Genomic DNA, 12,792 nt, shown 5'->3' with positions numbered 1-12,792 from the left:
CTGACTCATGGGAGCGCAGCTCCGGGTCTACAAGCGTCGCATCAAATCCGTCACCGCGACGAAGAAGATCACCAAGGCGATGGAGATGATCGCCGCCTCGCGCGTCGTCAAGGCGCAGCGCAAGGTGCAGGCGTCGACCCCGTACGCCACCGAGCTCACCCGCGCGGTGACCGCGGTGGCCACGGGCGCCAACGACAAGCACCCGCTGACCACCGAGGCGGAGAACCCGACCCGCGCCGCGGTCCTGCTCCTCACGAGCGACCGCGGTCTGGCCGGCGCGTTCAACTCCAACGCCATCAAGGCGGCGGAGCAGCTCATCCGGAAGCTGGAGGGCGAGGGCAAGGAGGTCGACATCTACGTGGTCGGCCGCCGCGGCGTCGCGCACTTCAACTTCCGTGAGCGCAAGCTGGCCGACACGTGGACCGGCTTCACGGACGAGCCGACGTACGCGGACGCCAAGAAGATCGGCGAACCGCTGATCGAGGCGATCGAGAAGGAAACGGCCGAGGGCGGCGTGGACGAGCTCCACATCGTCTACACCGAGTTCGTCTCGATGATGACGCAGACGGCGGTCGAGGCCCGGCTGCTGCCCCTCAGCCTCGACGAGGTGGCGAAGGAGGCCGGCGAGACGGACAAGCTCCGTCCGCTGTACGACTTCGAGCCGTCGGCGGAGGACGTCCTGGACGCCCTCCTCCCGCGCTACGTCGAGAGCCGGATCTACAACGCGCTGCTTCAGTCCTCGGCCTCGAAGCACGCCGCCACGCGGCGCGCGATGAAGTCGGCGACCGACAACGCGGGTGAGCTGATCACCAACCTCACCCGACTTGCCAACGCGGCCCGCCAGGCCGACATCACCCAGGAAATCAGCGAGATCGTCGGTGGCACCGCAGCCCTGGCCGACGCGACCGCGGGGAGTGACAAGTAATGACGACCACTGTTGAGACGGCCGCCGCCACGGGCCGCGTCGCCCGGGTCATCGGCCCGGTCGTCGACGTGGAGTTCCCCGTCGACGCGATGCCGGAGATCTACAACGCGCTGAACGTCCAGGTGCCGGACCCGTCGGGTCAGGGCACCAAGACGCTGACCCTCGAGGTCGCGCAGCACCTCGGTGACGGCATGGTCCGCACCATCTCCATGCAGCCCACCGACGGCCTGGTCCGCCAGGCCCCGGTGACCGACACGGGCGACGCGATCACCGTCCCCGTCGGTGACGTCACCAAGGGCAAGGTGTTCAACACCCTGGGCGAGGTCCTCAACGAGGACCCCTCCACGGTCGCGGACGCCGAGCGCTGGGGGATCCACCGCAAGGCCCCGGCCTTCGACCAGCTCGAGTCCAAGACCGAGATGTTCGAGACCGGCCTGAAGGTCGTCGACCTTCTCACCCCGTACGTCAAGGGTGGAAAGATCGGTCTGTTCGGTGGTGCCGGTGTCGGCAAGACCGTTCTGATCCAGGAAATGATCATGCGTGTGGCGAAGCTGCACGAGGGTGTGTCGGTCTTCGCGGGCGTCGGCGAGCGCACCCGTGAGGGCAACGACCTCATGGTCGAGATGGAGGAGGCCGGCGTTCTCGACAAGACCGCGCTGGTCTTCGGCCAGATGGACGAGCCCCCGGGCACCCGTCTGCGCGTGGCCCTCGCCGGTCTGACCATGGCGGAGTACTTCCGCGATGTGCAGAAGCAGGACGTGCTGTTCTTCATCGACAACATCTTCCGCTTCACCCAGGCCGGTTCCGAGGTGTCGACCCTGCTCGGCCGTATGCCCTCCGCGGTGGGCTACCAGCCGAACCTGGCCGACGAGATGGGTCTCCTCCAGGAGCGCATCACCTCGACCCGTGGTCACTCGATCACCTCGATGCAGGCGATCTACGTCCCCGCCGACGACCTCACCGACCCGGCGCCGGCGACCACCTTCGCCCACCTCGACGCGACGACGGTTCTCTCCCGTCCGATCTCCGAGAAGGGCATCTACCCGGCCGTGGACCCGCTGGACTCCACGTCCCGGATCCTGGACCCGCGCTACATCGCGCAGGACCACTACGACACCGCCATGCGGGTCAAGGGCATCCTGCAGAAGTACAAGGACCTCCAGGACATCATCGCGATCCTCGGTATCGACGAGCTGAGCGAGGAGGACAAGCTCGTTGTCCACCGCGCCCGCCGTGTCGAGCGCTTCCTGTCCCAGAACACCCACGCGGCGAAGCAGTTCACCGGTGTGGACGGTTCGGACGTTCCGCTCGACGAGTCGATCTCCGCGTTCAACGCGATCTGCGACGGAGAGTTCGACCACTTCCCGGAGCAGGCATTCTTCATGTGTGGTGGTCTCGAGGACCTCAAGAAGAACGCCAAGGAGCTCGGCGTCTCCTGAGCCCCGTGCTCGCCTGAGGGGGGCGGGATCGGTCCCGCCCCCCTCGTCACGCCCACTAGAATTGATCCCAACACCCGGCAGCACCGCCGGGTGGTGACCCGAGGAGCCAACCTTGGCTGCTGAGCTGCACGTCGAGCTGGTCGCCGCTGACCGGAGTGTCTGGTCCGGCGAGGCCACCCTGGTCATCGCGCGTACCACCTCCGGCGACATCGGCGTCATGCCCGGTCACCAGCCGCTGCTCGGTGTGCTGGAGTCGGGCCCGGTGACCATCCGTACGAGCGAGGGCGGCACGGTCGTGGCCGCCGTCCACGGCGGGTTCATCTCGTTCGCCGACGACAAGCTGTCTCTGCTCGCGGAGATCGCCGAGCTGGCGGACGAGATCGACGCCCAGCGCGCCGAGCGCGCGCTGGAGCGCGCCAAGGGCGAGTCGGACGCCGCCGCCGAGCGGCGCGCCGAGGTCCGGCTGCGCGCGGTAGCGGTCCGCTAGCGGTCCGCGCCGAGAGCCAGCCCTCAGCCGCGGCACGGATGGAATTTTCCAGCCCGTGTCGCGGCTGAGGCGATGCATATGCAGGTTGTATTCGGTCAGGCCGGGTCCACCGGTTACGGGAAGCGGCGAGGAGGTCGGTGAAGATGTTCCTCGCGCTGCTTGTCTGCGGCCTGGTCGTCGCACTGGTGGTGATCGGGCTCTTCGTCTTCGGCTTGCGCCGCAGACTGATCCAGCGGGCCGGCGGCACCTTCGACTGTTCCCTGCGCTGGAACGTGCCGGAGACGCCGGACTCCACCGGCAAGGGCTGGGTGTACGGGGTCGCCCGCTACAGCGGTGACGAGATCGCCTGGTTCCGGGTCTTCTCGTACGCGCCCCGCCCCCGCCGCGTCCTGGAGCGCTCGGCCATCGAGGTCCTGGAGCGCCGGATGCCGGAGGGCGAGGAGGAGCTGGCCCTGCTGTCGGACTCCGTGATCCAGGGCTGTCTGGTGAAGGGCACGCGCCTGGAGCTGGCGATGAGCGAGGACGCGCTGACCGGCTTCCTGGCCTGGCTGGAGGCGGCGCCGCCCGGGCAGAGGGTCAACGTCGCCTGATCATGCCGTCCGATCCCGCCACTGATGTTCTTGTACGGCCCGGTGAGTGCCATGTGTGGACCGCCCGGGCCGTTTCTGTTTCCCCCGCGCAGGTCCGTCTGCTCGACGACCGCGAGCGACGGGTGTACGAGTCGCTGCTGCGGGAGCCCGACCGCGCGCTGTATCTGACCGCGCACGCCCTGCTGCGGCTGGTCCTGGGCGAGGCCCTGGGCCGGGATCCGGCGGGCCTGGTCTTCGCGGCCGGGCCGCACGGCAAGCCGTACCTGGAGGGCGCCGGCGTGGAGTTCTCGCTGTCCCACTCGGGGGAGCGGGTGGCGGTGGCGCTGACCTCGGGCACCCCGGTGGGGGTGGACGTGGAGCGGGTCACCGATCTGGTGGAGCTGCCGCTGCCGGTGCTGTCCGCCGAGGAGCGGGCGGTGTTCGACCGCGTGCCGGGGCCGGAGCGGGCGGCGGCCTTCACCGCGTACTGGGTGCGCAAGGAGGCGGTCCTGAAGGCGACCGGGGAGGGCCTGCGGGTGGATCCGGCGCGGCTCACGGTCTCGGCCCCCGACCGGCCGGCGGAGCTGCTCGGCTGGCGGGGGCGGGAGGGCCCGCGGGGGCGGGACGACGTACAGCCGCACCTGCCGGTGCGGCTGTACGACCTGGACGCGGGGGAGGGGTACCGGGGGGCCGTCGCCCTGCTGGGGGAGGCGGCCCACCGGATCGTGCCGCGGACCGTCTAGCTCAGTCCGCCGTTGAGGGCGCCGACCAGCTCGCCGTTCGAGGTGTCGCCGCTGAACTCCCAGAAGAAGGCGCCGCCCAGGCCCTGGTTCTTGGCCCAGCCCATCTTCGAGGTGACGGTGGCGGGGGTGTCGTAGCTCCACCAGTTGGTGCCGCAGTGGGCGTAGGCGGTGCCGGCGACGGTGCCGTTGGCCGGGCAGGAGTTCTTGAGGACCTTGTAGTCCTCGATGCCCTGCTCGTACGTGCCGGCGGCGGGTCCGGTGGCGGTGCCGCCGGGCTCCTTCTGCGTCACTCCGGTCCAGCCGCGGCCGTAGAAGCCGATGCCGAGCAGCAGCTTCTTCGCCGGGACGCCCTTCGCCTTGAACTTGGCGATCGCCTCGGCGGAGTTGAAGCCCGCCTGCGGGATGCCGGCGTACGAGGTGAGCGGGGAGTGCGGGGCGGTCGGGCCCTTCGCCGCCCAGGCGCCGAAGAAGTCGTACGTCATGACGTTGAACCAGTCCATGTACGGCGCGGCGCCCGCGTAGTCGGTGGCGTCGATCTTGCCGCCGGCGGAGGCGTCGGCCGTGACGGCCGCGGTGACCAGGTTGTTCGCGCCGAACTTGGCGCGCATGGCCTGCATCATGTTCTTGAAGGCGTTCGGGCCGCTGGTGTCACAGGACAGTCCGCAGGCGTTGGGGTACTCCCAGTCGAGGTCGATGCCGTCGAAGACGTCGGCCCAGCGCGGGTCCTCCACCAGGTCGTAGCAGGACTGGGCGAAGGCGGTGGGGTTCTGCACGGCCTGGCCGAAGCCGCCGGACCAGGTCCAGCCGCCGAAGGACCAGAGGACCTTGATGTGCGGGTATGCCTTCTTCAGCTTGCGCAACTGGTTGAAGTTGCCGCGCAGCGGCTGGTCCCAGGTGTCGGCCACGCCGTCGACGGACTGGTCGGCGGTGTATGCCTTGTCGTAGTCGGCGTAGGCGTCGCCGATGGTGCACTTGCCGCCGGTGACGTTGCCGAAGGCGTAGTTGATGTGGGTGATCTTCGGGGCGGAGCCCGAGGTCACGATGTTCTTGACGTGGTAGTTGCGCCCGTAGACGCCCCAGTTGGTGAAGTAGCCCATCTTCACCGTGCTGCCGGGCTGGGGGTTGCCCCCGCCGCCCGTGGTGCGCACGGAGACGGCGCCGCTGGCCGGGCCGGTCTGGTCGGCGGTGTCGCGGGCGACGACGGTGTAGCTGTAGTCGGTGCCCGCGGTCAGTCCGGTGTTGGTGTAGCTGAGGCCGGTGACGGTGGCGATGGTGGTGCCGTCGCGCTTGACGTCGTAGTTCTTGATGCCCTTGTCGTCGGTGGCGGCGGTCCAGGTGAGCTTCACCGAGGTGTCGGTCACGCCGGAGGCCACGGGGGTGCCGGGGGCGGACGGGGCGCTGTCACCGGGCTGGGTGGAGCCGTCGCAGGAGCCGCCGTTGACCTTGCAGCCGCTGGGCGAGCCGGTGCCGGTGCCGTTGAAGCCGAAGGAGACGGTGGCGCCGGGGGCGAGGGTGCCGTTCCAGCCGATGTTCTTGGCGGTCCAGTGGGTGCCGGAGTTGGTGACGGTGGCGTCCCAGGCGGAGGTGACCGCGGTGCCGGAGGGGAAGTCCCACTCGACGGTCCAGGAGGAGAGGGTGGTGGTGCCGGTGTTCTTCACCGTCCACTTGCCCTCGAAGCCGGTTCCCCAGTCGGAGACCTTGGTGTACGTGGCGGTGGCGGAGGTGGCCGCCTCGGCGGGGGCGGCGAGACCGACCATGGCGGCCAGGGGCAGGGCGAGGGCGGTCAGACCGGCGGCGATCCGGTGTCTGAAGCCTGCTCTGCGCGTCGGTGCTTGAGTGCTCAACGGTGCTCCTCAAGTTGCGGACGGACAAAGTGGGGGTGGTCCGTGGAGATGCGCGCGCCCCGCGAGCGTAGGAAGGTCTGGACCAATCGTCAAGAGGTCCAGACCAACGTCGCCGGTCTTGTCTAGAGCCCCAACTCCCTGGCCAACACTGCCGCTTGCACCCTGCTTCGCAGCTCCAGCTTGCCGAGCACCTTCGACACATGGGTCTTCACGGTCGCCTCCGCCATCTCCAGACGCACCGCGATCTCCGCGTTGGACAGCCCCCCGCCGAGCGCCGCGAGCACCTCCCGCTCCCGGGGCGTCAGCGCGTCGAGGACACCGGACGCGGCCGGGGCGGGCCGGCTCGGCGCCGCGAACTCGGCGATCAGCCGCCGCGTCACCGCCGGGGCGATCAGCCCCTCGCCGCGCGCCACCGTCCGCACCGCCTCCACCAGGTCCCTGGCGTCCGTGTTCTTCAGCAGGAAGCCCGCCGCGCCCGCGCGCAGCGCCCCGAACACGTACTCGTCGAGGTCGAAGGTGGTCAGCACCAGGACGTCGGCGAGCCCCTCCGCCACCACCTGCCGGGTCGCCGCCACCCCGTCCAGCTTCGGCATCTGCACATCCATCAGGACCAGGTCGGGGCGCAGGGCGCGGGCCAGCTCCACCGCCCGCTCGCCGTCCTCCGCCTCGCCCACCACCTCGATGTCGGGCGCGCTGCCCAGGATCAGCACGAGTCCGGCCCGTACCGCGCTCTGGTCCTCGGCGACCACGATCCGGATCGTCATCCCTCCGGTGTCCTCTCCTCGGCGGGCAGCACGGCCCGCACCTGCCAGGTCTTCGTCCCGTCCCCGTCCGGCACGGGCCCCGCCTCGAACTCCCCGCCGAGCAGCGCCACCCGCTCGCGCATGCCGACCAGACCGGACCCGGACCCCGGCGCGCGAGGGCCGGGACGGTCCCCGTAGGGGCTGGTCACCCGTACGGTCAGGGTCCGGGCGTCCCGGGCCAGGCGGACGACGACCGGGCCGGCCGGGGCGTGCTTGAGGGCGTTGGTCAGCGACTCCTGCACGATCCGGTACGCGGCGAGCTCGACCGGCGTCGGCAGCGGCTCCCCGTCCGCCTCGCGGCGGTCGTCGAGGGTGAACGTCAGGCCGCTGGACGTCCCGTTCGTCCGGGCCTGCGCGATCAGCGCCTCCAGGCCGGCCAGCGTGGGCGCCGCCGCCGGCTCGGCGTCACCGCTGCTGTCCCGCAGCAGGCCGATCAGCCGCCGCATCTCGTCCAGGCCCGCCACGCTGTTCTCCCGGATGACGCCCAGCGCCCGCCGGGTGGTGTCCGGGTCGTCGAGCGAGAGCGCGGCCGTGGAGTGGATGGCGATCGCCGACAGGTGGTTGGCCACCATGTCGTGCAGCTCGCGGGCCATCCGGGCGCGTTCGGCGACCACCGCCTGGGCGCGGTCCATCTCGGCGAGCAGCGCGGTCTGCTCGGCACGCAGCCGGGCGGCCTCGGCGGCCTGGCGGTGATTGCGCACCACGGCTCCGGTGAGGGCCGGCAGGAAGCAGACGATGCCGCTGGCCACGCCGATCAGCAGCGCGTAGGCGTTCTGCCACCAGACCAGGAAGCCGATCGTGATGCCGACGGTGATCAGTCCGGTCGTGTACGGGATGCGGCGGGCCGAGGCGGGCGTCCCGTACACGACGGCGGCGTAGACCACGTCCGTGAACATCAGGATGGTCAGCACATTGCCGTAGGTGAACTCGTTCGCCACGACGGTGAGGGTGCCGACGATCAGCGCGGTGCGCGGCAGGGACCGGCGCACCGTCTCCATCGCGGTCATCACCAGGAGCGGCACCAGGGGCGCCCACCGCGTCTCGATCAGGGCCTCGGTCCGCACCACCATGCCGAAGCCCCACAGCAGCAGGCCGAAGGCCAGGCCACAGGCGGCGATGAGCAGGTCGACGCGGTGCGGGCGGGGGAGTCTCACACCCCCATCCAACACGCTGCCGGCCGCCCGGACGTCGCCGTCCGGGCCGATCCGCGGCGTGCCGTCCCTCCGCCGAAGGATGTAGACGCGGTTCATCGGTCACGACGACGCAACGCCCTCCCCGGCACGGAAGGCTGAAAGGGAACCGAGAGGGGAGTCCTGCTGTGATCGTCTGGCTGATCGTGATCTGCGAGGTCGGGTTCTGGGTGCTGCTGGCGGCCGGACTCGTGACCCGCTATCTGCTGAAGATGCCGCGGACCGGCATGGCGCTGCTGCTGTGCGAGCCGCTCCTGGAGGTCCTGCTGCTCGTGGTGACGGCGATCGACCTCGAGAACGGGGCCGAGCCGAGCTGGAAGCACGGGCTGGCCGCGCTGTACATCGGCTACACCGTCGGCCACGGCCACCGCACCGTGAAGTGGCTCGACGGCCATGCCGCCCACCGCCTGGGCGGTGGCCCGCGGCCCGCCGGCCCGCCGAAGTACGGCATGGCCCGTGCCCGCCACGAGGGCCGGGTGTGGCTCGGCTCGGTGGTCGCCGGCGCCGTCGCCTCCGCCCTGCTGCTCGGCGCGATGTGGTACGTCGGCTCCGACGGCGACACGTCCTCGCTGAAGAGCTGGATGTACGGGGCCTGGCGGGCCGTCGGCATCCACGGTCTGATCGCGCTCAGCTACGCGCTCTGGCCGAAGAGGGAGCCGGCCGGTAAGGACTCAGCGGTCCCCGCCCGGAACCCACAGGACGTCCCCGACCTCCTGGTTGGCGGTCCGCGCAAGGATGAAGAGCAGGTCTGACAGCCGGTTGAGGTACGTGGCGGTCAGCGGGTTCATCGTCTCCCCGTGCACCTCCATCGCCGCCCACGTCGACCGCTCCGCGCGCCGGACCACCGTGCACGCCTGGTGCAGCAGCGCCGCACCGGGCGTGCCGCCGGGCAGGATGAAGGAGCGCAGCTTCTCCAGCGGCTCCAGGAAGCGGTCGCAGTCCGCCTCCAGCTTGTCGATGTACGACTGCTCCACCCGCAGCGGCGGGTACTTCGGGTCCTCCACCACCGGCGTGGACAGGTCCGCCCCGACGTCGAACAGGTCGTTCTGGACGCGGACGAGGACCTTCACGACCTCCTCGTCGAGCCGCCCGAGCGCGACGGCCGTACCGATCACGGCGTTGGCCTCGTTGGCGTCGGCGTAGGCCGCGATCCGCAGATCGGTCTTGGCGGTCCGGCTCATGTCCCCGAGGGCGGTGGTGCCCTGGTCGCCGGTGCGGGTGTAGATGCGCGTCAGATTGACCATGCCACCCAGCGTAGTTACGCCCCGCCGTTCCGGGAGGCACGTGTGCCGATGGTCACGACCGTGGGGCCGGATGGCCTGTCGCGAGTGTGACGTCCGTCAAACGGGACGTGACGCGTCTTACTTCTCGGTCACAACGCCGCCCGGGCCCGCTAATCTCCGCCGAAGAGCCGGAAGTGAACAGTGGTTGAGGGCATTGAGGGGTGGAAGACGTGGCTGGGAAGCTCGCCGTCATCGGGGCCGGACTCATGGGGTCCGGTATCGCGCAGGTCTCGGCGCAGGCCGGGTGGGACGTCGTCCTGCGTGATGTCACCGACGCCGCACTGACGCGGGGCACCGACGCCATCAAGACCTCCTACGAGCGCTTCGTCGCCAAGGGCAAGCTGGACGCCGCCGACGCCGAGGCCGCGCTCGGGCGGATCACCGCGACCACCGAGCTCGACGCGGTCGCCGACGCCGACATCGTCGTCGAGGCCGTCTTCGAGAAGCTCGAGGTCAAGCACGAGATCTTCCGCTCCCTCGACAAGGTGGCCAAGGACGGCGCCGTCCTCGCCTCCAACACCTCCGCCATCCCGATCACCAAGATCGCCGCGGTGACGGAGCGCCCGGAGGCCGTCGTCGGCACCCACTTCTTCTCGCCGGTCCCGATGATGCAGCTCTGCGAGCTCGTCCGCGGCTACAAGACCAGCGACGAAACCCTCGCCACCGCGCGGGAGTTCGCCGAGTCCGTCGGCAAGACCTGCATTGTCGTCAACCGCGACGTGGCCGGCTTCGTCACCACCCGCCTCATCTCGGCGCTCGTCGTCGAGGCCGCCAAGCTCTACGAGTCGGGCGTGGCCACCGCCGAGGACATCGACATCGCCTGCAAGCTCGGCTTCGGGCACGCCATGGGCCCGCTCGCCACCACCGACCTCACCGGTGTCGACATCCTCGTCAACGCGACGAGCAACATCTACACCGAGACCCAGGACGAGAAGTTCGCGCCCCCGGAGCTGATGCGCCGGATGGTGGACGCGGGTGACATCGGCCGCAAGAGCGGGCAGGGCTTCTACACGTACTGAACCGTCCACCGGTTCCGCACAGGGGTCCGACCGCCCCCGCACCATCGCCCTCAGGGGTGAATTTCGATATCGGTTCGCTTACAAGGCGCAACGCTTCTGCCGATGCGGCAGTCAAGCGTTGCGTAGACGGGCACACGACGGAGCACTCTCGGGGAGCGCATATGCACATCAGGGGCGACCATGCCGAGCTGGTCGTCGGGGGCCGCCTCGACGTCCGGAGCGCGGCGGACGCCCGCACGGTCCTGCACTCGGCCGTCGACGACGGCGTCGGCGACCTCGTGCTCGACCTGACCGGCCTCGACTCCTGGGACGCCACCGGGCTCGGCGTCATCATGGGCGCCCACCGGCGGGCCGGGCGCTGCGGCCGCCGCCTGGTGCTGCGCGGAGTGCCGCCCCAGATGCAGCGCCTGCTCGTGGCGACCCGGCTGCACCGCATCCTCGCCATCGAGGGCGGACTCGCCGCCGAGTCGCTGCCCCGCGTCTGACGTCCGCGCGTCTGACGTCCGGGCGTCCGATCGTCTGAACGGACGTCACGTCACAGCCGCGACACGCGGCTGTGAAGCCACTGTGAGAACCAGGCGTCACGCGCAATCCTCACAAGACCATGACGTCTTGGGCTCGGTGCCACCCCGACTGTTCCCGCAGCTCGGACAACCGTCTAGGGTCGGCTCGCCTGCACATCGCCCGCCGCTTGGGAGCTTGGACCATGGACCCGATCAACCGGGGACCGGAGGAGTACGGTCACGACGCCGAGGGCGAGGACGCCCGCCCCGGACACGCCGTACCCACGCCCGCGTCCACCGCCCCCGCCCGCGTGCGCACCGCCCGGCTCGTCTCCGGCGGCCTCCTGCTCACCGTCAACCCCCTCGACGGCAGCGAGATCGAGGTGTGCCCGCCCGGCGAGCAGCCCCCCGCGCCCCGCCGCCGCACCGCCCGCGAGCGCGCCGACGCCGCCCGCGCCGCCACCCCGCCCGTACCGCCCGGACCCGCCGCCCCCGCCCTCCCGCTGCTGGAACGGCAGGAACAGCGCGACCAGCTCGTCCACCACCTCAGCCGCGGCCGCTCCGCCCGGCTCACCGGCCCCGCCGGCTCCGGCCGCACCACCCTCCTCGACGCCGTCGCCGCCGACTGCGCCGGCATCGCCCCCGACGGCGTCGTCCGGCTCTCCGGGCACCACCGCACCCCCACCGACCTGCTGTACGAGCTCTTCCACGCCGTCCAGCACGCCCCCGGCTTCCGGCCCGACCGCGAGGAACTCCTCATGGAGGTCCGCGGCATCGGCGCCATCGTCGTCGTCGACGACCTGGAGTTCGGCGGCGCCGCCCTCGACGAGCTGCTCGCCGCCACCCCCGACTGCGCCTTCCTCTTCGCCGTCACTCCCGACGTCCCCGCCGCCTCGCCCGAGGCCGCCCTCGAAGAGGTCGACCTCCCCGGACTCGGCCGCGCCGCCGCCGTCGAGCTCCTGGAGAGCGCCGTCGGCCGCGCCCTCACCGAGGACGAGGCCAATTGGGCCGGCGACCTCTGGTTCGAGTCCGAGGGGCTGCCGCTCCGCTTCGTCCAGGCCGGCGCCCTGCTCCGGCAGCGCGACCGGCTCCGGGTCGCCCCCGCCGAGTTCGACGCCTTCGGCGCCCTGGAGGAGGCGTTCGGCCCGTCCGGCGGCTCCACCGGGAACGCCTCCCCGCACGACCCCGCCGACGACCCCGACATCGAGGTCCGCGCCGTACCGCTGCCCAGCCTCGGCGAAGGCGCCGCCCCGGCCGCCCTGCTCGCCTCCCGGCTCAGCCGCGCCGCCCAGGAGACCCTGCGCTTCGCCGTCGCCCTCGGCGGCGAGGTCCCCCACCAGGCGCACCTGCCCGCCCTCGTGGGCGACACCCACGCCGACGCGGCCGTCGGCGAGCTCATGTCCTGCGGACTGCTCTCCCCGGTCGGCACCCGCTACCGGCTCGCCGCCGGCGTCCTCACCCAGCTCCTCGCCCAGGACTACGAGCCCGACGCCGCCGGCCGCGCCCACGCCGTCGCCCAGCACTACGCCTGGTGGGCCGGGCACCCCTCCGTCAGCCCCGAGCGCGCCACCGCCGAGGCCGACTCCCTGCTCGCCGCCCTCGCCGCGCTCGTCCCCGGCGCCGCGCCCGAGCATCCGGTCACCGCCGCCCGGCTCGCCCGCGCGGCCGCGCCCGCCTTCGCCGCCGGACTGCACTGGAGCGCCTGGGAACGCGCCCTGCGCGGCGGCCAGGAGGCCGCCCGGCTGGCCGGCGAGGTCGCCGAAGAAGCCTGGTTCCACCACGAACTGGGCATCCTCGCCCTCTGCCGGGGCAGCCTCCAGCGGGCCCGCGCCGAACTGGAGGCGTCCATCGGCATGCGCGGCGCCCTCGCCGACAAGCGCGGCACCGTCGCGGGCCGCCGGGCCCTCGCGCTCGTCGCCGACCTCGCCGGCGAGACCACCCCCGTCGAACCCGCGCCCGCCGCCACGCCGCCCGCGGGCACGCCGGC

13 protein-coding genes are annotated in these 12,792 nt (G+C 71.4%); 9 read left to right on the top strand and 4 right to left on the bottom strand.

What is annotated here, in order from left to right; all coding sequences use genetic code 11:
• The first annotated feature begins 7 nt into the window (after positions 1 to 7).
• The 5 genes from ABZ135_RS17810 to ABZ135_RS17790 all read left to right on the top strand — a co-directional run bounded on the left by ABZ135_RS17810 (position 8) and on the right by ABZ135_RS17790 (position 4,163).
• On the top strand, positions 8 to 925 hold the full coding sequence (locus ABZ135_RS17810) for a F0F1 ATP synthase subunit gamma (protein WP_345485612.1): 918 nt from the start codon (positions 8 to 10) through the stop codon (positions 923 to 925).
• Entirely contained in the window at positions 925 to 2,364 is a 1,440-nt protein-coding gene (gene atpD / locus ABZ135_RS17805; RefSeq protein WP_356696687.1) for a F0F1 ATP synthase subunit beta, read from the top strand. The genes ABZ135_RS17810 and atpD overlap by 1 nt, the downstream gene beginning before the upstream one ends.
• 112 nt (positions 2,365 to 2,476) lie before the next feature.
• On the top strand, positions 2,477 to 2,851 hold the full coding sequence (locus tag ABZ135_RS17800; protein ID WP_356696685.1) for a F0F1 ATP synthase subunit epsilon: 375 nt from the start codon (positions 2,477 to 2,479) through the stop codon (positions 2,849 to 2,851).
• Positions 2,852 to 2,994: 143 nt separating this feature from the next.
• Positions 2,995 to 3,441 (top strand): DUF2550 domain-containing protein, encoded by a 447-nt coding sequence (locus ABZ135_RS17795; protein ID WP_356696857.1) that lies wholly within the window; start codon positions 2,995 to 2,997, stop codon positions 3,439 to 3,441.
• A gap of 53 nt (positions 3,442 to 3,494) precedes the next feature.
• On the top strand, positions 3,495 to 4,163 hold the full coding sequence (locus tag ABZ135_RS17790; RefSeq protein WP_356696683.1) for a 4'-phosphopantetheinyl transferase superfamily protein: 669 nt from the start codon (positions 3,495 to 3,497) through the stop codon (positions 4,161 to 4,163).
• Here ABZ135_RS17790 and ABZ135_RS17785 read toward each other — a convergent pair.
• The 3 genes from ABZ135_RS17785 to ABZ135_RS17775 all read right to left on the bottom strand — a co-directional run bounded on the left by ABZ135_RS17785 (position 4,160) and on the right by ABZ135_RS17775 (position 7,964).
• Complete coding sequence (locus ABZ135_RS17785) at positions 4,160 to 5,920, bottom strand: glycoside hydrolase family 18 chitinase (RefSeq protein ID WP_356696855.1); 1,761 nt, start codon at positions 5,918 to 5,920, stop codon at positions 4,160 to 4,162. The two genes, ABZ135_RS17790 and ABZ135_RS17785, sit on opposite strands and share 4 nt — an antisense overlap.
• Before the next feature lie 209 nt (positions 5,921 to 6,129).
• A complete protein-coding gene (locus ABZ135_RS17780) occupies positions 6,130 to 6,771 on the bottom strand; it encodes a response regulator transcription factor (RefSeq protein ID WP_356696681.1) in 642 nt (213 codons plus the stop codon).
• The gene (locus ABZ135_RS17775) at positions 6,768 to 7,964 is read right to left on the bottom strand and encodes a histidine kinase (protein ID WP_356696679.1); all 1,197 of its coding nucleotides are present in this window, start codon (positions 7,962 to 7,964) and stop codon (positions 6,768 to 6,770) included. The genes ABZ135_RS17780 and ABZ135_RS17775 overlap by 4 nt, the downstream gene beginning before the upstream one ends.
• Positions 7,965 to 8,128: 164 nt before the next feature.
• On the opposite strand from ABZ135_RS17775, the gene ABZ135_RS17770 reads away from it, so the two are divergent.
• Positions 8,129 to 8,752, top strand: coding sequence for a hypothetical protein (locus ABZ135_RS17770; RefSeq protein ID WP_356696677.1), 624 nt, complete (start codon positions 8,129 to 8,131; stop codon positions 8,750 to 8,752).
• Here the strand turns inward: ABZ135_RS17770 and ABZ135_RS17765 are convergent.
• On the bottom strand, positions 8,672 to 9,244 hold the full coding sequence (locus tag ABZ135_RS17765; RefSeq protein ID WP_356696675.1) for a cob(I)yrinic acid a,c-diamide adenosyltransferase: 573 nt from the start codon (positions 9,242 to 9,244) through the stop codon (positions 8,672 to 8,674). The two genes, ABZ135_RS17770 and ABZ135_RS17765, sit on opposite strands and share 81 nt — an antisense overlap.
• Before the next feature lie 209 nt (positions 9,245 to 9,453).
• Here ABZ135_RS17765 and ABZ135_RS17760 point away from each other — a divergent pair, with 209 nt between their 5' ends.
• The 3 genes from ABZ135_RS17760 to ABZ135_RS17750 form a co-directional block, all read left to right on the top strand.
• Positions 9,454 to 10,302 carry a 3-hydroxyacyl-CoA dehydrogenase family protein gene (locus ABZ135_RS17760; protein ID WP_356696673.1) on the top strand — a complete coding sequence of 283 codons (849 nt, stop codon included), beginning with the start codon at positions 9,454 to 9,456 and terminating at the stop codon, positions 10,300 to 10,302.
• 161 nt (positions 10,303 to 10,463) lie between these two features.
• Complete coding sequence (locus tag ABZ135_RS17755) at positions 10,464 to 10,787, top strand: STAS domain-containing protein (protein WP_019889522.1); 324 nt, start codon at positions 10,464 to 10,466, stop codon at positions 10,785 to 10,787.
• A gap of 221 nt (positions 10,788 to 11,008) precedes the next feature.
• Positions 11,009 to 12,792, top strand: a 1,784-nt coding sequence (locus ABZ135_RS17750) for an ATP-binding protein (protein ID WP_356696671.1), incomplete at its 3' end; no start/stop codon positions are given.

Origin of the sequence: Streptomyces sp. NPDC006339 (assembly GCF_040612775.1) — a bacterium.
Lineage (GTDB): Bacteria > Actinomycetota > Actinomycetes > Streptomycetales > Streptomycetaceae > Streptomyces.
This window is presented reverse-complemented; position numbering and strand designations above follow the sequence as displayed.

Coding starts and splice junctions, on each gene's coding strand:
- ABZ135_RS17810 (WP_345485612.1), top strand. CDS start 8: ATGGGAGCGCAGCTCCGGGTCTACAAGCGTCGCATCAAATCCGTCACC.
- ABZ135_RS17785 (WP_356696855.1), bottom strand. CDS start 5,920: ATGGTCGGTCTCGCCGCCCCCGCCGAGGCGGCCACCTCCGCCACCGCC.
- ABZ135_RS17765 (WP_356696675.1), bottom strand. CDS start 9,244: ATGGTCAATCTGACGCGCATCTACACCCGCACCGGCGACCAGGGCACC.
- atpD (WP_356696687.1), top strand. CDS start 925: ATGACGACCACTGTTGAGACGGCCGCCGCCACGGGCCGCGTCGCCCGG.
- ABZ135_RS17755 (WP_019889522.1), top strand. CDS start 10,464: ATGCACATCAGGGGCGACCATGCCGAGCTGGTCGTCGGGGGCCGCCTC.
- ABZ135_RS17795 (WP_356696857.1), top strand. CDS start 2,995: ATGTTCCTCGCGCTGCTTGTCTGCGGCCTGGTCGTCGCACTGGTGGTG.
- ABZ135_RS17780 (WP_356696681.1), bottom strand. CDS start 6,771: ATGACGATCCGGATCGTGGTCGCCGAGGACCAGAGCGCGGTACGGGCC.